This is a genomic window from Cellulophaga omnivescoria (assembly GCF_001999725.1).
Classification (GTDB): domain Bacteria; phylum Bacteroidota; class Bacteroidia; order Flavobacteriales; family Flavobacteriaceae; genus Cellulophaga; species Cellulophaga omnivescoria.
In genome coordinates this window covers 211872-234876 of sequence record NZ_MDDP01000043.1, presented here as the reverse complement: position 1 = coordinate 234876, position 23005 = coordinate 211872, and the positions used below count along the sequence as shown (strand labels likewise).

Genomic DNA, 23005 nt, shown 5'->3' with positions numbered 1-23005 from the left:
AAAAAACTATAAAATAAAAAAAGGCTGCCTATAAATATATAGAACAACCTTTATTAAAGCTGGGAACGCTTTATTTATGTATTAATTATCAACAGTAATGTTATTATTTTCATCTCCTTTAAATTCTAATTCATAAAAATTAGTTACAATATTACGCCCTTCAATAGTTTCATTATTAGGTTCTGTAAAATGTATTTCAAAATCTGATGAAATTTTATTTGTTTTGGTATCTGCCTTAATTTTATATTTTCTGACTTGGTAATTGTCTATTTCCATTTCTTTTTTAATAATAACTACCCCTTTATTTATATTAGCAAACATTGTATCAATATCAATATCACTAATTTTAATTTTTCCTTGAGAATTTTTAACGAAAAAGCTTTTCTGAAAAGCATCACTTAAAAGCTTTTCATCATCTAAAGAAGCTTTATTATTAGTGGTTGTAGTGTTATAGACTCTTTGGTATAGCTTACCATCTTTTAAATATTTAATAGTAATTCTTCCTAAATCTGAGTCTAAATCTCCTTTTGAGTATAATTCAAAATCATATACTTCAAAATCGGCTCCAAAATTAGTTATTGCTAATTGTTTGGCTGCTTGTAAGCCTTCTAGCGTAGAAATTCTAATTGTATCTTTATCACTGCTACATGAGGTTATTAGTAGCATAATAAGAATAAAGGAAATTTTTAAAGCATTTTTCATTTTTGTGTAGTTAATGTTATACTGGCAAAACTATGGTAATTGCCTAGTAATTTTACTTCACAATACAGAAATACAGCTACTAAATATTTATTTAAGTAGGTTCAGTAAATTTTCGTTAAAAAATAATTTTAAGAAATAAGCAAAAGGGTAACCCCAAACAAGGAACCTATAATTAGGCCGGTTATAACCTCTTTAGGCGTATGTCTTTTTAACACCAACCTAGACCATAAAACTAATAACGTAAACAGAATAAGAACAACACCTAAACGCTGGTTTACATATAAAATAGCCAGAGCTAAATAAATATTTATAGCTACGTGCATAGATATTTTTATAAGGAAATTAATTCCAAAAGAAGCTAAAAGCATTAGTGTAGCTATAGAAAAACTAGTGCATATATATATTGGTTGATTTGTGTAAAACAAAAAGAAAAGTACCAAAACCATTAATGGCAAAGCAAATATATAAAGAGATTTACGTTCTTTTTTATTAGAAACATCTAAATCTGTATATTTTCCTAATCTTTTGCCAATATAAACCCAAGCAATTAAAACTAGAAAAAAAATACCATAAATAAGAGATAAGGTATGGGAAAAGACTGTTTCCTTATCATTAAGATTAAAAATTAAAATTAAAAAAGGAAATAGCAACAACGGGTGTCCTAATACAGATATAAATTGAGCTATTTTAATTTTCATTTAAACCAATTATTATCACAAATATAGTTTTATTTGTAGAAAAAGATAATTTATTGACACAAGTGTTTACTCTCTTTTAAATAATGGCACAAGACAAAGATATAGCGCAACAATTTATTGGTTATATAAATACCCCAATACTGTGGGTAAACAATATCGTGTATAATTTAAAACAGTTTGAACTAGAAATAAATGATACTCCCAAATTTACTGACAAGATACCAACCAATTTAAGGTTAGGAAAACGTGTAGAACGCTACGTTAGTACTGAGTTTAAATTTAGTAAAAATATTACCATTTTAGCAGAGAACATACAAATACAAAATGACAAGCTTACAATAGGCGAAATAGATTGTATTTTAACAAAAAACAATACCCCTTATCACGTAGAAATAATTTATAAATTTTATTTGTTTGATGACTCTGTTGGAAACACAGAAATAGAATACTGGATTGGGCCAAACAGAAACGATACATTACTTAAAAAGCTAACCAAATTAAAACAGAAACAACTACCCCTACTCTATAACAAGCATACAGCCTCTACAATAAATAACCTTAATTTAAATATTAAAGAAATTGAGCAACGTGTATTTTTTAAAGCACAACTATTTACACCTTATAAAAGAAGTGTAAAATTTAAGGACTTAAATAAAGAGTGCATTAAAGGATTTTATGTTAAGCATACAGATTTATTACAGTTTAAAGATTGTAAATTTTATATTCCGTCTAAAACTAATTGGCTACAAGATGTACAAACCCAAGTAAACTGGCTTAAATATGATGAGTTTATTTTTGAAATAAATACCTTGATAACAGCTAAAAAGTCTCCTTTATGTTGGATTAAGTTCCCAAACGGAGAGTTACAAAAGTTTTTTGTGGTTTGGTGGTAAAAAATAACAGAAAATTATGATTTTTTCTCGTTGTTATGCTTTAGTTTTGCGCACTTAATTATCAAGAATCTCAAAAAAGAGATAGCAACCTGCATTAACAAGCAAGGTGCTAAAAAAGGATAAGCCAATACTTTGGAAAAAATGTTAATTCAGCTCCACTTATTTGTCCTTTTCTTTTTGGTTCTGCAAAACTAAAAAAATGACATCCATTAAAAACAACAAGCCTAGGTTTATTGCTTTACTTCCTTTATTTGTATTTGTATTTACATTTTTAGGTGTAGGTATTTATCAAAATGATTTTTATGCTTTACCTGCTCCTATAGCAGTTATAGCTGGTATTATTGTAGCTTTTTTAATTTTTAAACAAAGCATAAACTCTAAAATAGAAACGCTTTTAGCTGGTTGCGGAGATAGTAAAATACTAACAATGTGTTTAATATATTTATTAGCTGGTGCTTTTGCTACAATTACAAAAGAAACCGGTAGTGTAGATGCTATTGTAAACCTTGGCTTAGATTTTATAGCCATACAATATATCTACTTTGGAGTATTTATAATTGCTGCATTTTTATCTATATCTACAGGTACATCTGTTGGTGCAATAGTAGCACTAACTCCTATTGTTATTGGCTTTGCAGATAAAGGAGGTGTGTCATTAGCTATACTTTGCGGCGCTCTCTTAGGTGGTTCTATGTTTGGAGATAACCTTTCGGTAATATCAGATACTACAATTGCAGCAACACAATCCTTGGGCGTAAAAATGAGTGATAAATTTAAGCAAAACATAAAAATTGCTTTGCCAGCAGCACTCTTTACAATTGCTATTTTAATAGTTAACGGCGCTGCTTTAGAGTCTAACAATTTAGAAGATGTTACATACAATTATTCATTACTAAAAATAGTTCCTTACATATTAGTAATTGCACTCTCTGTAATTGGTGTAAACGTATTTGTTACACTTTTGTTAGGTGTATTAATAGCTGCCGCAATTGGTATTTTTTATGGTGATTTTACCCTTATTGAGTCTACCAAAATTGCTTACAATGGATTTACCAGTATGACAGAGATTTTTCTACTATCATTACTCTCTGGTGGTTTGGCAGCATTGGTAGCAAAAAATGGCGGTATAGATTACATTTTAAATAAGATTAAAACCCTTATAAAGAGTAAAAAATCTGCTCAATTTGGTATTGCAACCTTAGTTAGTACAGTAAATATGGCAATAGCAAACAATACAGTTTCTATTATTATTTCTGGTTCTATTGCAAAAACTATTAATGATGAGTATAAATTAGAGAATAAAAAAACAGCTTCAATTTTAGATATTTTTGCCTGCATTACACAAGGTTTGCTACCATATGGAGCACAAGTATTAATGATTTTGAGTTTTTCTGATGGAAACTTAACTTATACAGAACTTATTGGTAATACTTGGTATTTACTTTTGTTATTTATCTACACCATAATATACATTAGTTTAAATCCGTTTAAAATGAAGAAAACTAGTATAAATTAAGGTGTAGTTCTATAATAATTTATCTAAAAAGTTATCTTCGCGGCCATGTGGATGTATTTAGGCCTTTTATCGGCTTTATTTTTAGGATTGCACAATTTGTGCAAAAAACATGCTGTACAAGGTAATGAGGTTTTTCCTGTACTTTTAGGTACTATAACTGCTGGTTTTTTACTATTACTACCTTTTTATTTAGGATCTAAATTTTATCCTGAGTTTACTAAAGAAATTGGTTTTTACATTACCGATATTCCTTGGCAAAACCACGCATTAATTGTTGTAAAATCTATGCTAATGGCTGGCTCTTGGGTATTGGCTTACCAAGCCTTAAAACATTTGCCTATTACTATTGTAACACCCATACGCTCTGCAGGGCCTTTTTTTACTTTTATTGGTGCAATTTTTATATATCATGAACGACCAAATTACTGGCAATGGATTGGCTTTTTCTTAATTATATTTTCAGTATTCCTATATTCTAGAATTGGAAAGAAAGAAGGTATCAATTTTAAAAAAAACAAATGGATATTTGCTATAATAGGTGCTACTTTTTTAGGATCTTCTAGTGGTTTGTATGATAAATTTTTAATACAACACATAAACTTAAATCCGCAAACATTACAGTTTTGGTTTTGCTGGTATACAATTTTAATTTTATTGGTAATACTTGCTATAACTTGGTTTCCTAAAGCAGAAAAAAGAAAAGCCTTTAAATGGCGTTGGTCTATACCTGCCGTTGGTATTTTATTACAAACTGCAGATTATTTTTACTTTAAAGCATTACAAGATCCAGATGCCTTAATTATGCTTTTATCTGCTATAAAAAGGAGTCAAATTTTAATAGCCGTATTAGTAGGCGGAATTTTGTTTAAAGAAAAAAATAAACGAAAAAAACTCATTCCGCTTGCAGGTATACTTTTAGGTGTTGCTTTAATATTATATTCTAACTAAATAGTAAACAAATAATTAAGACTCTTCTTTTAAAGTTTTAATATCAGTAATAAGTTGTTGTATAGCAGTTTTATTTAATCCGTTATAAATACCTCTAATGTGCTGGTTTTTATCAATTAAAACAAAATTTTCTGTGTGTAAAAAATCATCATTTGTTTTTAATTCTCCTAAGTCTTCCTCTATAAAATAGGCATTTCTACCTAAGTTGTAAATTTCACTTCTACTACCAGTAACTAAATGCCATTTGTTAGCCGTAACACCTTTAGTTTTTGCATATTCGTTTAAAACTTCTACTGTGTCTGTCTCCGGAGTTACTGTATGTGATAACAACAAAACATCATTATCTGTTTTAAAAGCTTCTTGTAGTACAGACATATTACTTGTCATTTTAGGACAAATACCAGAACAACTAGTAAAGAAAAAATCTGCTACATAAATTTTATTTTTAAAAGTATTACGTGTTATTACTTCTCTATTTTGGTTTATTAAACTAAAGTTGGGTATACTGTGCATTTCTTTAGCTTCTTTACTATTTGGAGCCAACCATTTTGGAGTAAAACTAGATTCCCCATAATAAGGTAAAGCGCTCGCTTTTTTACTGTTAGATTTATTATTGCATCCCAACAATGTAAAAACAATTAAAAACACTGTAAACAAGCTATTTAAACTGTACAATTTCATCTTCCAATTGAAAACAAAGATTTGCTCTTTTAAGTCCAAAAATTCTACCGTTTTTTGCTTCATAATTATTATATATTTTTCCGTTTTTACGCCATGCTCTTTGCAAGCCTTCTTCCTTTCCGTTTACAATGTTCATCTCCTTAAATTTTGCTCCAGTTTTGTACCACTGCTTTTGTATACCGTTTACAATTCCGTTTGCAAAAACAGACCTAGACCTTAGTTTACCATTGCTCCACCAAGACTTAGCCACGCCCTCTTTTTTTCCGTTTTTGTAATATACTTGGTAACTAAGATCTCCCGTATAAAACCATTTTTGGTAATTGCCATGTTTTTTACCATTTTTATAGCTAATACTTTCAGACTTGCCACCATTTTTATAAAAATTAATAGCTAAGCCCGTAAAAGGCTTGTTATTATAATACACAAGCCCTTGATTATTTTTTACATTTAAATCTTTTTTTAAGACAACTGTTACATTTGTACAGCTGCTTACACATAGTAATACTACAATTAAAAGCAGTTTATAAAATAGTAGCTGGCGTACCTTGGTAATCTCCTGGGAATAAAATGTAAAATTGGTTAAGATATAATTCATTTTGTATATGGTAATGATATTCTTCTTTACTTGTGTGTTGTGTTGTACTTGTATGTCCGCCAGAAGCATCTAAGTCTGTAGGATATGTGCCTGTAGCATTACATTTTCTGCCATACAGAAAAAAACCATCTGCCATAATACCAATTAAATTTTCATCATCATTAGACCAAGCTTTAGTTTCTAAATGGTAATGGTAACTTTGCGGACCTGTATGTGCTGCTGTATAATCTAAGGAGCCAACTGCACTATCTAAAGGTACATTTGGTCCTTCTTCATCATTATAAATCATTGCGCCACTTACAGCTATACCAATAGCTCCTAAACCAGTAGAAGTACTTGTAGATGCCTTAGTTGGTGTTTGGGGAACAGTTAAAGAATATGATCCGTTAAAATCATCAATATTACCTGGAGCCATTTTTTCAAAGCTAGTTACCGTAGGCTCTACAAATAAAGGATGATTACTATCTGCTGCTTCTGTAGTTAACGTATTACCCATTGGGTCTACAGCAGAACGTTCTGTAGTATTAGACCAATACGGAGACGTATGGTTTGGCATTCCGTTAGTTTCTATTTCTACTTCTGTACCATTTAATAAAATTGTTACATTCTCAGTATCAAACTCTGCAAAAGCTGCGTGTAATTCTGCACTTGTACTATCATTATTTGTATCATCCTCATCAGCATTACTATCATTGCTACAAGCAATAAATGCTACAGTAACAATGGTTGCTACACTAAATAATGGTATATATTTTAATTTAGAAATTTTCATAAGTTTTATTTAGATGGTTTCTCTTTCTTTTCTGGCTTAGGCATTTTTTCTATTTCTTCTTTAGTTAAAAACCCATCCTCATTGGCATCAATTTTCTTAAAATCTTTTTTTAAAGGTCCTTTTACCTCTTCTTTAGTAAGTTTGCCATCTTCATTAGCGTCCATCTGTTTAAAAATTTCTTCTAACGTAGGTCTTTTACGTTGTTCTCCTTTTGGTGGTTGTGCTCTTAATCCCATTGCACCAAATGCTACTAACGCTACTCCTAAAATTCCTTTTTTTACTGTTGTATTTTTCATCTTTTTATTTTTAAAATTCTACTATTTAGATTTCAAAGATGAACATAAGATTAATACAGATGTTTGGTTTTAAGTGAATGCAGCTAAGCTTTCTGTAAAACTGTTATTATATTCCGCAAAATCTATTTTACAGGTGTTAAATAGGCTATTTATTGGCTATACATTGATTTTTATTTTCATTTATTTGCAGTATGAATACAACAATTAGATTTATTTCTCAGATAATTTTATGGTTTGCTTTGTGGTTTGTTTTATGGTCGCAACAAGCTTGGACAACAAATTTTATAGTCCAAAATACATTCCTTTTTTTGGGACAAATTGTATTAATTGCTTTACTAATATTTTACACTGCTCCTAAGTTTTTATTTCCAAAAAAACATTTGCAGTTTTTAATAATTTCTGCAATTGCCTTAGGAGTGTTTATAGGATTAATGTCTGTATTATTACCAGAACGTCCCATACCTTTTTTTAGAGTACCGCAAGTACCAGATTTACCAAATTTTAACCGAGAAAACTTACCAAGGCCACCGTCTAGGCAATTCACACAAATATTACTATTATTTATAGCTTATATATTAGCAACAGTAATAGAGTTTATTGTGTACACTAAAAAAAAGGAAGAAGAGATAATTATTAGTAAAAATGAAAATTTAGAAACGGAATTAAAGCTTTTAAAATCTCAAATAAATCCGCATTTTTTGTTTAATGCTTTAAATAACATTTATGCACTATCTGCTATAGATACAGCTAAAACACAAGAAAGTATAAACTATTTATCTATAATGTTAAGGTATGTTTTGTATGAATGTGAAAGGCCATTTGTATTATTAACAAAAGAAATAGAATATATAGAAAATTACATAAAACTTTTTACACTAAAAAGCAGTAAAAAATATCCTATAGAAACCAAGTTTAATATAACAGATAGTAGTTTGCAAATTGCACCAATGCTATTAATACCATTTGTAGAAAATGCCTTTAAACATAGTAATATAGACCAATTTAATGCTACATTTATTACTATTAAATTAACAGCAAACAAAACAAATATTAATTTTAAGGTAGAAAATAGCATAGCTACTACTGATATTTTAAAGGATGATGTAGGTGGTATTGGTTTAGATAATGTAAAAAGAAGATTAAATATATTGTACCCAAACAAACACACGTTGTATGTATCTAAAAGTGATGGTATTTTTAAAGTTGAACTAAATTTGCAACAAAATGTATAAGTGTATTATTATTGATGACGAGGAACTAGCTAGAGGCTTACTTACTAGTTACATTAGTAAATTAAATTATTTAGAACTTGTTGCCGATTATGAAAGCCCTATTGATGCTATACCAACACTTAAAGCAAATACAATAGACCTTATTTTTTTAGACATACAAATGCCTAATTTAAAAGGAACAGATTTTGCTAAAATGATACCCGATACTACTAAAATAATTTTTACAACGGCTTATTCTGAATATGCTTTGCAGGGTTATGAGCTAAATGCTTTAGATTACTTATTAAAACCCATAACTTTTGACCGTTTTTTGCAAGCTGTAAACAAGCTTGAAGCTGTTAAAAGCATAACAAAAGATGTTGCTAATGATAGTATAACTATTAAATCTGGTTATGACTTGCATAAAATACAATTACAGCACATTACGCATATAGAAAGTGATAGTGAATACGTTAAATTTTATTTAGAAGATGGTAAAAAGATAATGAGCCACCAAACATTAAAATCTTTAGAGAAAACCTTAAATCCTAATTTATTTATGCGTGTTCACAGGTCTTTTATTGTTAATAAAACAAAAGTTACAAGTTTAAAAGGTAGAGACTTACTACTAACAAACATAAGTATACCTGTTAGCGATAGCTATTATGATAAAGTAAAACAAGATTTGTTTTAACAAAAAGTAAAAGCCTAGCTATACAAACATTAACTAGGCTTTAATTTACAAATCTAACAGATTAATTAAAACTCTCGTTTACCAAATTCACTATCAATAAATTTAGATTTATTTTTGTTTGCGTTAAATGTATAAGACAAGTTTAAAGAAACCATATCTACCTCATATTTATAATTTGTTGTAGTATAAAATTGCCCAGTTCTAGATGTAGTAATACGTTGCTCATTTGTATTTAAAAGTCCCATATCTATATTTTGCCATTGCAATGTTGCTGTTAATTTATTATCTAAAAACGATTTTCTAAGCGTAAGATTCGGAGAATAAAATCTGGAGTCCTCTCCCATTGCCGTGTTTCTGTCTGATAAATAATTAAACGAAAACTGTGCGCTAGCATTTTGCCAAAAATTATACGTAGAGTTTAAGTTTATAGAGTAAATAGTTGCATTACTATTTATACCGTAAGTACGTGCAATACCATCTCTGTGGTTAAAGTTTAAAGCACCTTTAATATCATAACTATATACATTTGCTCCAATAAAGTTAGACCAATTTTTAGTGGGTTTAATGGTTGCTCCAACCTCTAAACCAAAGGCGTTGCTTTTACCTACATTAGAATACACACGGTTTATAATAGTATCTATTACAGCTCCATTTTCCTGGTATGCAAGTACGTTAACACGGTTAATTACATTTTCTACACTTCTATAGTAGGCCGTAGCAAAAAAAGAATTTCCTTGCTTCAACTTTTTTGTTATTCCTACTTCTACCAAATCTATAAACTCTGGCTCTAATTTATTGTCTCCTTGCTCAAAAACTTCAGAGTGTTCTCTTTCTGCAAAACTATTCATTTTAAAAGTCGTTGTACGCTCTACCCTTTTGCTATAAGCCGTTTTTAGTTTTGTTTTATCATTAATTTTATATTGTAAAGATGCAGACGGAAAAAGCTTTGCAAAATCATATTTATAGCTATTGGGAGAAATTTCACTTTTTAAAGATTCTCTATATTCCCTATCCATAGACTCCAACCGCACACCAGCAGCATAATCCCACTTGTTTTTTGCTCCAGTAAGCTGTGTGTATCCAGAGTGTATAGTTCTATCTAAAGACACATCACTAGAAAACTCTGGTACCAAAACACCATCTCTTTGGTATACAAATTCTCCTGTATGGTCTAAATTACGAAACTGATAACCAGCTTCTAAAGTTCCAAAAGAAAAAGGTTTAAACTTATAATCTAAATTAAACCGTGTACCATATAATGGGTTATCATTAGTATTGTATTCTTGCTGGTAAACAATAGTATTATCTGGATAACCAAGGTTGTCATTCTCCGTTGGTCCGCCTAAAAAAGTATATTCATATAAAAATGATGCCGCTAATTTAGACTCATCATCAAACTTATGCTCATAATCAAAACTACCCAAAGCAAAATCTCCTTTTCTAATTCTTAGGTTGTGGTTGTAATATGTAAATGTATACAACCTATTATCACTATTTGATGGTGACACTGCGTGATTGTCATAATAAACAATATCTGCTAATCTATCTTTAGTGTGTTTCCCAACAAAAAAACCAACAGAATAACTATCTCTTTTATTAGGAGTAAAGTCTATATTAAACCTACCATTATAACTAATTTCGTCAAAACTACGTTCGCCATCAGAGGGCAAAAAAGTAGTTTTATTTTCGGCTTCGTTTACAATAAACATATCACCTTCTCTTCTACCTGTTTTATCATTACGTTGGTAACTAGCTCCTAAAGAAAAGTTCCATTTATCCGTGCGTTTATTTAGCGTTGCATCTATACCGTAACGCTGTGCAGCTTCTTTTGTATCATATTCTTCTATAGACGGAAAACCGCCACGTACATTTACCTGTGCGTACGTACCGTTTGTAGCTCCTTTTTTAGTTATAATATTCAAAATTCCGCCTTTGCCCTCAGGGTCGTATTTAGAAGACGGAGCAGTAATAAGCTCTACAGACTCTAACGCATTTGCAGGTAATTGGGCTAAAATTGCACTGGCGTCTCCTTGTGTTGGCTTACCGTTAACCAATACAGAAAAGCCCTGGCTACCTCTAACACTAATTTCTCCTTGACCATCTACAGTAACAGAAGGTAAATTTTTAACTACATCTACAGCAGAACCACCTTCACTATTTTGGTATTTTTTAGTATCAAAAACCTGACGGTCTATTTTATGTAAAACCGCTAAACGCTCTGCTTGTACTACAACTTCGTTTAATTGGTTACCTAAAGACAATTGTATAGTTCCCAAACTCAGTTTTTCTCCTTTTTTAGATAGTAATACAGGGCTAATAGTTTTTGTTGTATACCCTAAAAAAGACGCTTCTAAATAATATCTGCCAGCTTTTATGTTTGGTATTTTAAAAGAACCATCTAACTCTGTTATAACACCAGTAACCAAAACAGAATCTTGTTTTTTGTATAATGCAACTGTAGCATATTCTAGGGCTTGGTTGGTGCTTGCATCTATTACTTTACCTGTTATTTGAGCCATAAGGTTTTGCCAAATAAAACAGAAAAACATCAGTAAAAAAAGCGTTTTCATTTTCATAATACTATTATTTTTATTGAAAGCTAAAGTAATAGTTGTTTTAGCGTAAGAATGGTGTTATTAACAAAATAATGGTCTAATTTATGTATTAGCAGCTTTTTTAAATTGCAAAGGTGTTTGCAACACATAACGTTTAAAATATTTTGTAAAGTGTGATGTATCTTTAAACTCTAAATCATAAGCTATATCACTTACAGATTTGTTTGTAAATAGCAGCTGTCTTTTTATTTCTTTTATTATATGCTCTGCTATAACATCTGATGTTGTTTTACCAAAAACCTTATTACACATTGCATTTAAGTTCTGAGAAGTAGTATGCAATTGGGTGGCGTAAAAAGCTACATTATTTTTTAATTGAGTAGATAGTAAATCTAAAAAACCAGAACTCAAACTTGTGTAATCTGTAACAAAGTTTGTGGTTGTATAGCCAACCAACTTAGCTAAAATTGACTTTAAACCACCTTCTATAACTTCCTGGTTAGCAAATTCTTGTTTAATTTCTAAACTCATAGCTTTAAACAAGTATTCTAAAGAACTGTCAACTTCTTTAATTATAACCTTAGAGCTATTTTTTAACTTATACAGTTGGGTATTTATAAATTTATCTAGCGTTTTTTCTAAAAATAATTCTTTAATAATTATTACATAGCCCTTTGGTTCAGTATCTATTTCCCAATTATGAACCTGATCCTTTTTTATTAAAAAAAATACGGGAGGTTCTATTTTATAACTTTTAAAATCTATGTGATGGTAGCCAGTACCTTTGGTAAAGTAAACAATCTCTAAATACTTGTTGTGCTTGTGTGGTTTTGTATAACGTTTACGTGTATCAAATGGTTCTATTTTTATATCTAAACTAGAAGAAATTTTATTATATGTTTTAATAGAACTTTGCAAGTTAATTTAAATTTGGTTTTAGTAAATGTAAAAAATATAAGAGGTAATTGATAAAAGGAGTATCTATAAAATTTGTTAAAACCACGAAAAGGATTTCGCTAAATACTAACTTTATAATGTTTATACAACACTTAAAATAAGCTAAAATTTAGCGTGCTAAAAACAAAAAGGAGCCATATAGGCTCCTTTTAAAATTTATACAATCGCGTTTATTTTAAACCACGTGCTTTTAACATAGGTTCTATTTTAGGATCACTACCTCTCCAGTTCTTATACATAGCCTCTAAATCTACAGTATTACCTCTAGACAGTACCATATCTCTAAAACGCTGCCCGTTTTCACGAGTTAAACCACCATTGTTTTCAAACCAATTGTATGCATCGTGGTGTAACATCTCTGTCCATAAGTAAGAGTAGTATCCGGCAGCATAACCACTTCCAAAAATATGAGCAAAATAAGTAGACCTGTAACGTGGTGGCACAGCACTTACTACATCTAGTTTTGTATTGTGTAGCGCATCTTTTTCAAAAGCACTGGCACTAGATATTGTAAAATCTGGACTAATAGTATGCCATTTCATATCTAAATTAGAAGCTGCTAAGTTTTCTGTTAAACTATAACCTTGATTAAATGTACCTGCTTTTTTAATCTTATCAATTAACTCTTGAGGTATTTTTTCTCCTGTTTTGTAATGTAGTGCGTAGTTTTTTAAAACCTCAGGGTATAAAGCCCAGTTTTCATTAAACTGAGAAGGAAACTCTACAAAGTCTCTTGCTACAGCAGTACCAGATAAAGAAGGGTACTCTTGGTTTGCAAAAAAACCGTGTAAAGCGTGTCCAAATTCATGAAACATAGTACTAACTTCATCATAAGTTAGTAAGGCTTCATCACCTTCTGCTGGTTTTGGGTAATTACACACATTATATATAACAGGTTTTTTGTTATACAAGTGAGACTGGGTTACAAAATTACTCATCCAAGCACCACCTCTTTTACTTGGTCTAGCAAAATAATCTGCGTAAAATAAGCCCAATTGGTCACCATTTTCTTCAAATAGCTCATACACCATAACATCTTTATGGTAGGTAGGTATATCTTTACGTTCTTTAAATGTTATACCATATAATTTTTCTGCTGCATAAAAAACACCTTTTTCTAAAACTGTTTTTATCTCAAAATATGGTTTAATAGCACTCTCATCTAAATCGTACTTTTCCTTTTTTACCATTTCTGCATAACGGTTCCAGTCCCAAGCTTCCAAAGTAAAATCTTTACCATTTTTGGCAATCATTTTTTGTATTTCTTCTGCTTCATTTTTTGCTTTAGTAGTAGCTGCAGGTATTAAACCATTAAACATAGTAAATACATTTTCTGGTTTTTCTGCCATAGTACCTTGTAAACTCCACTCAGCATAATTTTTAAAGCCTAATAAAGCTCCTTTTTTAGCTCTTAGTTCTGCTATCTTAGTAATAATATCTTTGGTATCATTTTTAGTACCATCTGCTCTGTTAAAAGCAGCTTTAAAAATTTTTTCTCTAGTAGCTCTGTTTTCTAAACTTTGCAATAACGGTTGTTGCGTAGTATTTTGTAGCGGAATTTTATAGCCTTCACCGTCTTTGTTTTCTAACGACTTTAACTGAGCTTCTGTTAAACCAGCTAAATCTTCCTTGTTTGTAAAAACTAATGCTCCATTATTATTAGCTTCCAACAAAGTTTTATTAAAACTGTTTATTAGTGTTGCTAACTTTGTGTTGTATTTTTTTAACGTTTCTTTATCTTCAGAACTAAGGTTTGCACCTGCTTTTTCAAAGGCTTCAAAATAAGATTCTAATAACTTATATGATTCCGGATCTAAAACTAAGCTATCTCTTTTAACATATAATTCTTTTACACGCTTAAACAAATTGTCATTTAAATAAATACCATCTTGTAACTCAGAGAATTTAGGAGCCATTTCTTCTTGTACAGCTTGCAACTCATCATTGGTGTGTGCTCCTGTTAGTCCAGAAAAAACATTTTGTACGCTTTGTAACAGTGTTCCACTTTTTTCTAACTCTAAAATAGTATTATCAAAAGTAGCTGGCTCTGTATTATTAGCAATTTTACTTACAGCTTCTTTTTGCGCTCTAATACCCTGTTCTAATGCAGGTTTAAAGTGTTCATTTTTAATTAGTGAAAAGTTGGGCGCACCATAAGGTAATGTACTTTCTACTAATAACGGGTTTTCTGTAGTATTCATAGTGTTAGTGGTAGTTGTCCCCGTTTTTGTTTTTGCATCTTTACAAGAAGCAAACAAAACAGTAACAAGTGCTATGGTATATATTTTTTTCATTAATAATAGATTTTTTATCGGATATAAAGATACTTTTGTTCCTTTGTCTTCACTCTTAAAATTGTCTTAATATTTATAGAGTTTAAATCTGTATAGCAGTTCTGTTTTTCTTTCTATTTTTGCTATAATAACAAATTACTTTTATGCCCAAAAGCCAACATATTCACTACAAAATGTATAAACCATATGGTGTTCTTAGTCAGTTGGCTAGTAATGACAACAATCAGCTTAACAAAAAATTTTTAGCTGAATTTTATAATTTTCCTAAAGGAATTATGCCTGTTGGCCGTTTGGATGAAAAATCTGAAGGATTATTACTTTTAACTACAGATGGTAAATTGAGTGATACAATTAACAGATTGGGCATAGAAAAAGAATATTACGCACAGTTAGATGGCATAATAACTGATGAGGCTATAACCAAGCTAGAAAAAGGTGTAGTAATAGGATTAAATGGTACTACTTACACAACAAAAACTTGTATTGTAAAACACATAGAAACTCCAAAAAATTTACCAGAACCAAGCACTAAAATTAGATTAGGAAGGCACCGCCCTAACAGCTGGATTAGCATTTGTATTACCGAAGGCAAATTTAGACAAATACGTAAAATGACTGCTGCTGTTGGTTTCCCTACCCTACGTTTGGTACGTGTGCGTATAAACAATATTACTTTAGACAACCTTACACTAGGCAGTGTAACACCCATTAACATTTAAGGCTCTTAATTAACATTTTTGTTAAGATGATATTAAATAGCGTTAAAAAAAAGAATGAACATTCATTTTTATATATCTTTGCAGTAGAACTAAAAAAGTTATGGCAAAATTACAGAAAAGCATAGATAAGCGTAATGCCCTTGTTAAAGCAACTATAGAGTTGGTAAATAACAATGGTTTTCATGCAACACCTATGTCTAAAATTGCTAAAATGGCCAATGTATCTCCTGCTACTATTTACTTGTACTTTGAAAACAAGCAAGATTTAGTAAATAAAACTTATATAGAAGTTAAAGAGAAATTTACAGACTATGCCTTTAAAACATATAAAGAAGAAATGTCTGTTGAAGAAGGATTTAAAATTATTTGGAATAGAATTGCAGATTTTAAATTTAAAAATTGTGAAGAAGCTATGTTTTTAGCTCAGTGTGACAATACTCCTATGATAGATGAACCTAGCAGAGAAGAGGGCATTAAACATTTTCAGACCTTATTGGATCTTTGGGAACGCGGCAGAAAAGAAGGAGTTCTAAACCAGTTATCAGACTATTTAATGTACGCATACACAATTATTCCTTTATCATTTCTGATAATATCGCAAAAAAGAGGTGCAATAACTCTTAATCAAAAACATATACAAGAAGCTTACTTAGCTGCTTGGAATAGTATAAAAGCTTAAAAAAATTAACTAAACATAAACTATAATGGAGTTATTAGATAAATTAAATTGGAGATATGCCGCTAAAGCAATGAATGGCGAAAAAGTAGCAGAAGATAAAATTGAAAGGATTATTGAAGCTGCACGTTTAGCTCCTACTTCTAGTGGATTACAGCCTTTTGAAATTTTAGTAGTGAAAAACCAAGAAATTAAGGAGAAAATTAAACCAATAGCTTGGAACCAATCTGTAATAACAGACTGCTCTCACCTACTAGTTTTTGCTGCTTGGGATACCTATACTCCAGAACGTATTAACTATATGTTTGATTTGACAAATGAAATTCGTGGTTTTAAAAACGAGGGTTGGGAAAACTACAGAAAAATGTTGTTAGATATGTACCCACAAAGAGATGCTGAAGAAAACTTTAATCACGCCGCTAAACAGGCATACATTGCTTTTGCACATGCAATTATGGCTGCCGCTTTTGAAAAGGTAGACGCAACACCGTTAGAGGGTTTTGATCCTGTTGCTGTTGATGAAATTTTAGGCTTAAGAGAAAAAGGATTGCGCAGTGCTGTTTTACTTCCGTTAGGATACAGAAAAACAGAAGAAGACTGGTTAGTTAACTTGGTTAAAGTACGTAAAAGTACAGAGGATTTAGTAACAGTAATTGAATAAAACAAAACTTATGATTCAGACAATTTTATTAAAAAACAGACCTGTTGGAAGGCCAGCAGTTTCAGATTTTGAATTTGTAACCAATGAATCTGATATTACCATTACTAATGGTGAAATACTATTAGAAACCGCTTATGTTTCTGTAGATCCTTATTTAAGAGGAAGAATGAGCGATGCTAAATCTTACGTTCCTCCGTTTGAGTTAAATAAACCAGTACACTCTGGTGTTATTGCTAAAGTAGTTGCTTCTAAAAATGAAAATTTTGCAGAAGGAGATTTTGTTTCTGGTATGCTAGATTGGAAAACACAACAAGTGTCTACAGGAGAAGGTCTTTTAAAAGTAGACAAATCTAAAGCGCCATTAAGTGCTTATTTAGGTATATTAGGTATGACGGGCTTAACAGCTTATTTAGGATTAACAGAAATAGGAAAACCTAAAGCGGGTGAAACACTTGTTGTATCTGGTGCAGCCGGAGCCGTTGGTAGCGTTGTTGGTCAAATTGGTAAACTTTTAGGACTACGCGTAGTTGGTATTGCTGGTACAGATGAAAAAGTAGAAATGCTTAAGTCTAAATTTGGGTTTGATGCTGGTATTAACTACAACACTACAAAAAATATGACTGCTGCTATTGCAGAGGCCGCTCCAAATGGCGTAGATGTTTATTTTGACAATGTAGGCGGACCTATATCTGATGCTGTGCTTTTTAACATTAACAAATTTGCTAGAATGATTATTTGTGGCGCAATATCTGTCTATAACAATACAGAGTTACCAAAAAGTATAAGCGTACAACCATTTTTAGTAAAAAACAGTGCTTTAATGCAAGGTTTTATTGTTTCTAACTATGCCGATAAATTCCCAGAAGCAATGAAAGAATTATCAACTTGGTTGGCACAAGACAAGTTAACCTATACAGAAACTATAGTAGAAGGATTTGAAAATATCCCTGCTGCTTTTATAGATCTGTTTGATGGTAAAAACAAAGGGAAAATGATTGTAAAAATCTAAAAGTTAGATTTTTTTTATCAACTTAAAAACTAAAGAAAATGAACAATTTTGAATACAAAAATCCAACTAAAATAATTTTTGGAAAAAACACAATTGATAAATTAACCCAAGAAATACCTTCAGACGCTAAAGTTTTAATGCTTTACGGCGGTGGTAGTATCAAAAAAAACGGAATTTATGACCAAGTAAAAACTGCTTTAGCTAAAGTAGATATAGTAGAGTTTGGTGGTATTCCTGCAAATCCTGAGTACAACATACTTATGGATGCGCTAAAAGTTATTAAAGATGAAAACATAACATATTTATTAGCTGTTGGTGGTGGCTCTGTAATAGATGGCACCAAATTTTTATCTGCTGCGGCTTTGTATGAAGGTGAAGAGCCTTGGGAAATGCTAAAAAACAAAGAGCGTCCTAGCAAAGGATTACCATTTGGAACAGTATTAACTCTACCAGCAACTGGTTCTGAAATGAATTCTGGTTTGGTAGTATCTAGAGAAGAAACCAAAGAAAAACTATCTATGGGCGGACCAGCATTGTTCCCTACTTTTTCTATCCTAGATCCGCAAGTAATAACATCTATTCCTAAACGCCAGTTAGCAAATGGTATAACAGATGCTTTTACACACGTTTTAGAACAGTATATGACCTACCCTGCTGGGGGGTTATTGCAAGATCGTTTTGCAGAAAGCATTTTGCAAACTCTAATAGAAGTTGCTCCTACTGTTGTAGAAGACCCAACAAATTATGAAGCAGCATCTAACTTTATGTGGAGTTGTACAATGGCTTTAAATGGTTTAATACAACAAGGAGTTCCAGGAGACTGGGCTATACATATGATGGGGCACGAGTTAACAGCTTTATTTGGTATAGACCACGCAAGAACATTAGCTGTAGTTACACCTAGTCATTACAAATACAATTTTGAAGCTAAAAAGGAAAAATTAGCACAATATGCAGAACGTGTTTGGAATGTAACGGAAGGTAGTATAGATGATAAAGCCTATGCTGCTATAGAAAAAACTGAGGCTTTCTTTCACCAATTAGGTATAGATACTAAATTATCTGACTATACAAAAGATTATGAAGGTACTGCAGAAGAAATAGCCAAACGTTTTACAGAGCGTGGTTGGAAATTAGGTGAGCGCCAAGCATTATTGCCAGAAGATGCAGAAAAAATTGTAAAAATGGCATACTAAATTGCTAAAATGAATTTAATTAAAACAACAGTTATTGCACTTGTTATATTAACAGTTACAGCTTGCAATAACAAAAAAGAAAAGCAATCTTCTGAAAAAGTTTTAGAAGATAAAAAAGAACTTAAAAAAGATAAAAAAATGAAAGTATTATTTGTATTAACATCACACGATAAATTAGGAGACACTGGTAAAAAAACAGGATTTTGGGTAGAGGAATTTGCTAATCCGTATTACAATTTATTAGACAAAGGGGCAGAAATTACAATTGTCACACCAAAAGGTGGTGCTGCTCCAATAGATCCAAGTAGTGATGCTCCTGATGCAGCTACAGAAGACACAGAACGTTTTAATAACGATGCAGATGCAAAAGCTAAAATTGAAAACACTAAGGTTTTAGCAGATATGAATGCAGATGATTTTGATGCTGTATTTTATCCTGGTGGTCACGGTCCATTATGGGATTTAGCCAACGATGAGAAATCTATTGCTTTAATTGAAAAATTTAATGCACAGAAAAAACCAGTGGCATTTGTTTGTCATGCTCCTGCTGCTTTAAAAGGTGTTAAAGATGTAGATGGCAACCCATTAGTAAAAGGTAAAAAAGTAACAGGATTTACAAATTCTGAAGAAGAAGCTGTACAACTTACAGATGTTGTACCTTTTTTAGTTGAAGATATGCTAAAAGAAAATGGTGGTATTTATTCTAAAAAAGAGGATTGGGCTGCATATGCAATACAAGATGGTAATTTAATTACTGGTCAAAACCCAGCATCGTCTGAGTTAGTAGCAGAAAAACTAGTTGCAGAATTAAACAAATAATTAAGTGTTTAATTAGTAAATAAAAAGCCCGTAAACAAATTTGTTTACGGGCTTTTACATATAACAAACACAATAAAAAAATATTTAACCAAGACCTGTTAAAATATTTAAAAACAATAAATTACAGAGTTTTAATTAAATAAAAAATTACTAAGCTTCTTGTGTTGTTTTTTTGGACTTACGGTACATATAAGACTCAAAAATATTACGTTTTGCAAAACGGTAAATCTTATCTGAGTTAATCATTTTTATGTATATTTTTTTAGGAACACCAAAATATTCATAGGTAGTACCATCTAAAAAAGTAATTTCTAAAAGCTGGCCATTATGCTGAAAGTCTAAAATACCAGAAGCTGTTGTTAACGCTTTATATTCTTCTGCGTTAGCCTCTTTAGTTTCTGGAGCAATACTTACCAAAAAATGGTAGCCATCTATAATTTCTCTACTTTTAATTTCAGCCTCTTCACGTTTTGCGTCTCCTTCCTGAAACTTATCTGGGTGCCACTCTTTAACCAACTTTCTGTAGCTAGTTTTTAATGACTTAAGATCTATAGAATTCTCTACAGAAAACATCTTTTTATATTGATTTATACGTTTCATTCGGGTGTTTTTTTTAAAACCAGCCGCGAAATTACATCTTTTTAATTGATTATCAATCTATAAACTACAATAGAATATTATTTTCTTTTAGTAAATGGCCTAATAATTAATCCTAATGGCCTATCGTAGGTAAAATAATTAGTCATCCATCCCATAAAAGCAGATATTTTATTTTTAAAACCTACCAAAGACATTATATGTATAAACATCCACACAATCCAAGCAAATGTTCCTTGAAACTTAAATTTAGGTAAATCTACCACTGCTTTTTTACGGCCTATGGTAGCCATTACTCCTTTGTTTACATAAACAAAAGGTTCGGGTTTTTCATTATTTACCAATTTCATTATATTTTTTGCCAAATGCGCACCTTGTTGCTGTGCTACTGGAGCCAACATAGGTAAACCATTAGGATTATTTTCTGTAATATGCGCAGCAACATCACCAATTGCAAAAACATCGTTAGCTTGTATTACCTGGTTGTATTGATCTACAGCAATACGGTTACCACCAACTATGGCCTGTTTTGGCAAACCACTTATAGGTGCAGCTTTAACACCAGCTGTCCAAATTACAGTATCTGTATAAAAACTACTATCACCTATTTGTAACTTATTGTTTTTGTATGAGCTAACTCTAGAGTTTAAATGTACATTAACTCCTAAATTATTTAAATACAGTAAACTTTTTTCTGAAGCTTCTTTAGACATTGCATTTAATAAGTTAGGAGAAGCCTCGTATAAATTTATACTCATTTTAGAAATGTCTAAATCCGGAAAATCTTTAGGTAAAACGTGCTTTTTCATTTCTGCCAGCGCACCAGCCAACTCTAAACCTGCTGGTCCACCACCAACAATTGCAATATTTAATATTTCATCTAATGGCTCTATATCCTTTTTAGCTAGTGCTTTTTCTAAATTTTGAAAAATGTAACTTCTTAAGTTTAATGCGTCTGGTATAGATTTAAGTGTAAGCAATTCATCCTTTATAGGTTCAAAATTAAAGAAGTTGTTTTGACTTCCTGTTGCAATAACCAAATAGTCATATTTAATTGTACCAATTGAAGTATCTAGCTCTTTAGCTTCCGAATTAACAGAAAAAACATTGGCCATTCTAAACGTAACATTATTGTATCCTCTAAAAATACGCCTAACAGGATAAGCTATGCTATCTGGTTCTAGACCACCAGTTGCAATTTGATACATTAAAGGCTGAAAGTTATGGTAATTGTTTTGATCTATTAGACGTACGTCTACATTTTTGTTTTTAAAAGCTTTTGCTATAGTTATACCACCAAAACCAGCACCTATAACTACTACTTTTTTTTTATCTCCCATAAGTATATATTGTACAATAAAGATACAAAATAAGCTTATTTTTTAGGTTGATATACCTCTAGTTTTTACGTTAAAAATTAGCAAAAAAAAAAGAGTCTATTCTGCCGAATAGACTCTTTAGCTTAAAGCTTTTACTAGTATATGTTATAAAACTCTTACGTTTGCTGCGTTTAAACCTTTTTTACCTTCTGTAACCTCATATTCAACTTCATCGCCTTCACGAATTTCGTCTACTAAACCAGAGATGTGTACAAAGATGTCTTTACCTGAACCTTCTTCTGTGATAAAACCAAATCCTTTTTCATCGTTGAAGAATTTTACTGTTCCTTTACTCATTGTATTGTATTTATAATAAATTAATTTACAACAAAAGTAATACTAAACTTGCGTACCACCAAAATTTATTTAAATACTTTATAATCAGTTAACTTAAAGTTAATATTGCAACAAAAATTTATATTGTTTTACAACAAGCTGTATACTACCATTTTATACTTTTTTTAATTAAACCATAAAAAAGTTACAGCTGTTATTTTTGTAAAATTATGCTTCTCCCCTTGCTGGGTAATCTGCTTTTAAAATATAATCTATACCTCCTAAAACATCATTAAATTCTGGTCTTCCAAAGGGCATAGATTGTATAGACTCCCAGTACACTGTTGTATCTGGTGATAATAAAAATAAGCCTGGCTCTGTAAAATAATCTGGTTCTTGCTTTATACCTTTAGATATAAACAGTCCCCATTTTCGTGCCTCTTCTATAGAGAAACCATAACCAAGCGGAATATCATTAATATTCCATTCCTTATATGTGTTCTTTGCCACATCTTCTGTATCAGAACTTATGGCAATTACATTTACACCGCGTTCTGTAAACTTAGGTAATATACTTTGCAGTTCTTCTAATTGTTTTTTACATACAGGACAATGTTTACCTCTATAAAAAAGAATTAAAGTAAAATTTTTAGGAGATTGCTCACTTAATTTCCAAGTGCTGTCATTTACCAATTTAATACTTAATTCTGGTGTTTTTTCTCTAGGTTTTATCATTCTATAAAATTTTCAAAATTTGTTATACATATAATTCTACTGATGAAAACATCAATATGGTATAATTTACAAAAAGAGAAAACTAATAAAGAGCATTTAACAAACCCTAACAGAAGTTTAACGTCT

24 protein-coding genes and 1 riboswitch are annotated in these 23005 nt (G+C 30.9%); of the genes, 11 read left to right on the top strand and 13 right to left on the bottom strand.

Going from position 1 to position 23005, the window contains the following annotated elements:
- Positions 1-81: 81 nt before the first annotated feature.
- Together BFJ87_RS14170 and BFJ87_RS14165 are read right to left on the bottom strand one after the other, a co-directional pair.
- Positions 82-702 (bottom strand): hypothetical protein, encoded by a 621-nt coding sequence (locus tag BFJ87_RS14170; protein ID WP_077405974.1) that lies wholly within the window; start codon positions 700-702, stop codon positions 82-84.
- Positions 703-830: 128 nt separating this feature from the next.
- Positions 831-1400, bottom strand: a complete 570-nt coding sequence (locus BFJ87_RS14165) for a phosphatase PAP2 family protein (RefSeq protein WP_077405971.1) — start codon at positions 1398-1400, stop codon at positions 831-833.
- A gap of 83 nt (positions 1401-1483) precedes the next feature.
- Here BFJ87_RS14165 and BFJ87_RS14160 point away from each other — a divergent pair, with 83 nt between their 5' ends.
- The 3 genes from BFJ87_RS14160 to BFJ87_RS14150 all read left to right on the top strand — a co-directional run bounded on the left by BFJ87_RS14160 (position 1484) and on the right by BFJ87_RS14150 (position 4757).
- Entirely contained in the window at positions 1484-2293 is an 810-nt protein-coding gene (locus tag BFJ87_RS14160) for a DUF1853 family protein (protein ID WP_077405968.1), read from the top strand.
- 53 nt (positions 2294-2346) lie between these two features.
- Positions 2347-2445, top strand: a riboswitch (SAM-I-IV-variant riboswitch).
- A 47-nt stretch (positions 2446-2492) separates the two neighbouring features.
- Positions 2493-3809 (top strand): Na+/H+ antiporter NhaC family protein, encoded by a 1317-nt coding sequence (locus BFJ87_RS14155; protein WP_077405965.1) that lies wholly within the window; start codon positions 2493-2495, stop codon positions 3807-3809.
- A 45-nt stretch (positions 3810-3854) separates the two neighbouring features.
- Entirely contained in the window at positions 3855-4757 is a 903-nt protein-coding gene (locus BFJ87_RS14150; protein ID WP_077405962.1) for a DMT family transporter, read from the top strand.
- A gap of 15 nt (positions 4758-4772) precedes the next feature.
- Here BFJ87_RS14150 and BFJ87_RS14145 read toward each other — a convergent pair whose 3' ends face one another.
- The 4 genes from BFJ87_RS14145 to BFJ87_RS14130 form a co-directional block, all read right to left on the bottom strand.
- The gene (locus BFJ87_RS14145; RefSeq protein ID WP_077405960.1) at positions 4773-5438 is read right to left on the bottom strand and encodes an SCO family protein; all 666 of its coding nucleotides are present in this window, start codon (positions 5436-5438) and stop codon (positions 4773-4775) included.
- Complete coding sequence (locus BFJ87_RS14140; RefSeq protein WP_077405997.1) at positions 5416-5862, bottom strand: toxin-antitoxin system YwqK family antitoxin; 447 nt, start codon at positions 5860-5862, stop codon at positions 5416-5418. Before BFJ87_RS14140 ends, BFJ87_RS14145 begins: the two co-directional genes overlap by 23 nt.
- 97 nt (positions 5863-5959) lie before the next feature.
- Positions 5960-6805 (bottom strand): YHYH protein, encoded by an 846-nt coding sequence (locus tag BFJ87_RS14135; protein WP_077405957.1) that lies wholly within the window; start codon positions 6803-6805, stop codon positions 5960-5962.
- A gap of 5 nt (positions 6806-6810) precedes the next feature.
- On the bottom strand, positions 6811-7101 hold the full coding sequence (locus BFJ87_RS14130) for an EF-hand domain-containing protein (protein WP_077405954.1): 291 nt from the start codon (positions 7099-7101) through the stop codon (positions 6811-6813).
- Between the two features lie 308 nt (positions 7102-7409).
- Here BFJ87_RS14130 and BFJ87_RS14125 point away from each other — a divergent pair, with 308 nt between their 5' ends.
- Entirely contained in the window at positions 7410-8333 is a 924-nt protein-coding gene (locus BFJ87_RS14125) for a sensor histidine kinase (RefSeq protein ID WP_245799644.1), read from the top strand.
- Positions 8326-9006 (top strand): LytR/AlgR family response regulator transcription factor, encoded by a 681-nt coding sequence (locus BFJ87_RS14120; RefSeq protein WP_077405948.1) that lies wholly within the window; start codon positions 8326-8328, stop codon positions 9004-9006. The genes BFJ87_RS14125 and BFJ87_RS14120 overlap by 8 nt, the downstream gene beginning before the upstream one ends.
- A 65-nt stretch (positions 9007-9071) precedes the next feature.
- Here BFJ87_RS14120 and BFJ87_RS14115 read toward each other — a convergent pair whose 3' ends face one another.
- The 3 genes from BFJ87_RS14115 to BFJ87_RS14105 all read right to left on the bottom strand — a co-directional run bounded on the left by BFJ87_RS14115 (position 9072) and on the right by BFJ87_RS14105 (position 14812).
- Positions 9072-11525 carry a TonB-dependent receptor gene (locus tag BFJ87_RS14115; RefSeq protein ID WP_245799643.1) on the bottom strand — a complete coding sequence of 818 codons (2454 nt, stop codon included), beginning with the start codon at positions 11523-11525 and terminating at the stop codon, positions 9072-9074.
- A 138-nt stretch (positions 11526-11663) separates the two neighbouring features.
- Positions 11664-12479, bottom strand: a complete 816-nt coding sequence (locus BFJ87_RS14110) for an AraC family transcriptional regulator (protein ID WP_077405942.1) — start codon at positions 12477-12479, stop codon at positions 11664-11666.
- A 209-nt stretch (positions 12480-12688) separates the two neighbouring features.
- On the bottom strand, positions 12689-14812 hold the full coding sequence (locus BFJ87_RS14105) for a M3 family metallopeptidase (protein WP_077405938.1): 2124 nt from the start codon (positions 14810-14812) through the stop codon (positions 12689-12691).
- Positions 14813-14955: 143 nt separating this feature from the next.
- On the opposite strand from BFJ87_RS14105, the gene BFJ87_RS14100 reads away from it, so the two are divergent.
- From BFJ87_RS14100 to BFJ87_RS14075, 6 genes are all read left to right on the top strand, one after another.
- Entirely contained in the window at positions 14956-15531 is a 576-nt protein-coding gene (locus BFJ87_RS14100; protein WP_077405935.1) for a pseudouridine synthase, read from the top strand.
- A 100-nt stretch (positions 15532-15631) separates the two neighbouring features.
- A complete protein-coding gene (locus BFJ87_RS14095; RefSeq protein ID WP_077405932.1) occupies positions 15632-16210 on the top strand; it encodes a TetR/AcrR family transcriptional regulator in 579 nt (192 codons plus the stop codon).
- A gap of 25 nt (positions 16211-16235) precedes the next feature.
- Positions 16236-16868, top strand: a complete 633-nt coding sequence (locus tag BFJ87_RS14090) for a nitroreductase family protein (protein WP_077405929.1) — start codon at positions 16236-16238, stop codon at positions 16866-16868.
- A gap of 10 nt (positions 16869-16878) precedes the next feature.
- Positions 16879-17877: an NADP-dependent oxidoreductase gene (locus BFJ87_RS14085; RefSeq protein ID WP_139344255.1), complete on the top strand. Its 999-nt coding sequence runs from the start codon at positions 16879-16881 to the stop codon at positions 17875-17877.
- Between the two features lie 38 nt (positions 17878-17915).
- On the top strand, positions 17916-19073 hold the full coding sequence (locus BFJ87_RS14080; protein WP_077405924.1) for an iron-containing alcohol dehydrogenase: 1158 nt from the start codon (positions 17916-17918) through the stop codon (positions 19071-19073).
- Between the two features lie 9 nt (positions 19074-19082).
- A complete protein-coding gene (locus BFJ87_RS14075; RefSeq protein WP_171974519.1) occupies positions 19083-19892 on the top strand; it encodes a type 1 glutamine amidotransferase domain-containing protein in 810 nt (269 codons plus the stop codon).
- Positions 19893-20042: 150 nt separating this feature from the next.
- Here the strand turns inward: BFJ87_RS14075 and BFJ87_RS14070 are convergent, their stop codons facing one another.
- The 4 genes from BFJ87_RS14070 to BFJ87_RS14055 all read right to left on the bottom strand — a co-directional run bounded on the left by BFJ87_RS14070 (position 20043) and on the right by BFJ87_RS14055 (position 22879).
- Positions 20043-20492 carry a KTSC domain-containing protein gene (locus tag BFJ87_RS14070; protein ID WP_077405921.1) on the bottom strand — a complete coding sequence of 150 codons (450 nt, stop codon included), beginning with the start codon at positions 20490-20492 and terminating at the stop codon, positions 20043-20045.
- 77 nt (positions 20493-20569) lie between these two features.
- Positions 20570-21829, bottom strand: a complete 1260-nt coding sequence (locus BFJ87_RS14065; protein WP_077405918.1) for an NAD(P)/FAD-dependent oxidoreductase — start codon at positions 21827-21829, stop codon at positions 20570-20572.
- Between the two features lie 144 nt (positions 21830-21973).
- Positions 21974-22165 (bottom strand): cold-shock protein, encoded by a 192-nt coding sequence (locus BFJ87_RS14060; protein ID WP_013622397.1) that lies wholly within the window; start codon positions 22163-22165, stop codon positions 21974-21976.
- Between the two features lie 207 nt (positions 22166-22372).
- The gene (locus BFJ87_RS14055) at positions 22373-22879 is read right to left on the bottom strand and encodes a peroxiredoxin-like family protein (protein WP_077405915.1); all 507 of its coding nucleotides are present in this window, start codon (positions 22877-22879) and stop codon (positions 22373-22375) included.
- Between the last annotated feature and the right edge of the window lie 126 nt (positions 22880-23005).

What these genes read in the sequence shown, in the direction of transcription:
- BFJ87_RS14100 (WP_077405935.1), top strand. Translation starts at nt 14,956, where the DNA reads ATGCCCAAAAGCCAACATATTCACTACAAAATGTATAAACCATATGGT.
- BFJ87_RS14130 (WP_077405954.1), bottom strand. Translation starts at nt 7,101, where the DNA reads ATGAAAAATACAACAGTAAAAAAAGGAATTTTAGGAGTAGCGTTAGTA.
- BFJ87_RS14170 (WP_077405974.1), bottom strand. Translation starts at nt 702, where the DNA reads ATGAAAAATGCTTTAAAAATTTCCTTTATTCTTATTATGCTACTAATA.
- BFJ87_RS14080 (WP_077405924.1), top strand. Translation starts at nt 17,916, where the DNA reads ATGAACAATTTTGAATACAAAAATCCAACTAAAATAATTTTTGGAAAA.
- BFJ87_RS14095 (WP_077405932.1), top strand. Translation starts at nt 15,632, where the DNA reads ATGGCAAAATTACAGAAAAGCATAGATAAGCGTAATGCCCTTGTTAAA.
- BFJ87_RS14160 (WP_077405968.1), top strand. Translation starts at nt 1,484, where the DNA reads ATGGCACAAGACAAAGATATAGCGCAACAATTTATTGGTTATATAAAT.
- BFJ87_RS14070 (WP_077405921.1), bottom strand. Translation starts at nt 20,492, where the DNA reads ATGAAACGTATAAATCAATATAAAAAGATGTTTTCTGTAGAGAATTCT.
- BFJ87_RS14120 (WP_077405948.1), top strand. Translation starts at nt 8,326, where the DNA reads ATGTATAAGTGTATTATTATTGATGACGAGGAACTAGCTAGAGGCTTA.
- BFJ87_RS14150 (WP_077405962.1), top strand. Translation starts at nt 3,855, where the DNA reads ATGTGGATGTATTTAGGCCTTTTATCGGCTTTATTTTTAGGATTGCAC.
- BFJ87_RS14135 (WP_077405957.1), bottom strand. Translation starts at nt 6,805, where the DNA reads ATGAAAATTTCTAAATTAAAATATATACCATTATTTAGTGTAGCAACC.
- BFJ87_RS14055 (WP_077405915.1), bottom strand. Translation starts at nt 22,879, where the DNA reads ATGATAAAACCTAGAGAAAAAACACCAGAATTAAGTATTAAATTGGTA.
- BFJ87_RS14145 (WP_077405960.1), bottom strand. Translation starts at nt 5,438, where the DNA reads ATGAAATTGTACAGTTTAAATAGCTTGTTTACAGTGTTTTTAATTGTT.
- BFJ87_RS14060 (WP_013622397.1), bottom strand. Translation starts at nt 22,165, where the DNA reads ATGAGTAAAGGAACAGTAAAATTCTTCAACGATGAAAAAGGATTTGGT.
- BFJ87_RS14155 (WP_077405965.1), top strand. Translation starts at nt 2,493, where the DNA reads ATGACATCCATTAAAAACAACAAGCCTAGGTTTATTGCTTTACTTCCT.
- BFJ87_RS14065 (WP_077405918.1), bottom strand. Translation starts at nt 21,829, where the DNA reads ATGGGAGATAAAAAAAAAGTAGTAGTTATAGGTGCTGGTTTTGGTGGT.
- BFJ87_RS14105 (WP_077405938.1), bottom strand. Translation starts at nt 14,812, where the DNA reads ATGAAAAAAATATATACCATAGCACTTGTTACTGTTTTGTTTGCTTCT.
- BFJ87_RS14085 (WP_139344255.1), top strand. Translation starts at nt 16,879, where the DNA reads ATGATTCAGACAATTTTATTAAAAAACAGACCTGTTGGAAGGCCAGCA.
- BFJ87_RS14115 (WP_245799643.1), bottom strand. Translation starts at nt 11,525, where the DNA reads ATGGCTCAAATAACAGGTAAAGTAATAGATGCAAGCACCAACCAAGCC.
- BFJ87_RS14075 (WP_171974519.1), top strand. Translation starts at nt 19,083, where the DNA reads ATGAATTTAATTAAAACAACAGTTATTGCACTTGTTATATTAACAGTT.
- BFJ87_RS14165 (WP_077405971.1), bottom strand. Translation starts at nt 1,400, where the DNA reads ATGAAAATTAAAATAGCTCAATTTATATCTGTATTAGGACACCCGTTG.
- BFJ87_RS14090 (WP_077405929.1), top strand. Translation starts at nt 16,236, where the DNA reads ATGGAGTTATTAGATAAATTAAATTGGAGATATGCCGCTAAAGCAATG.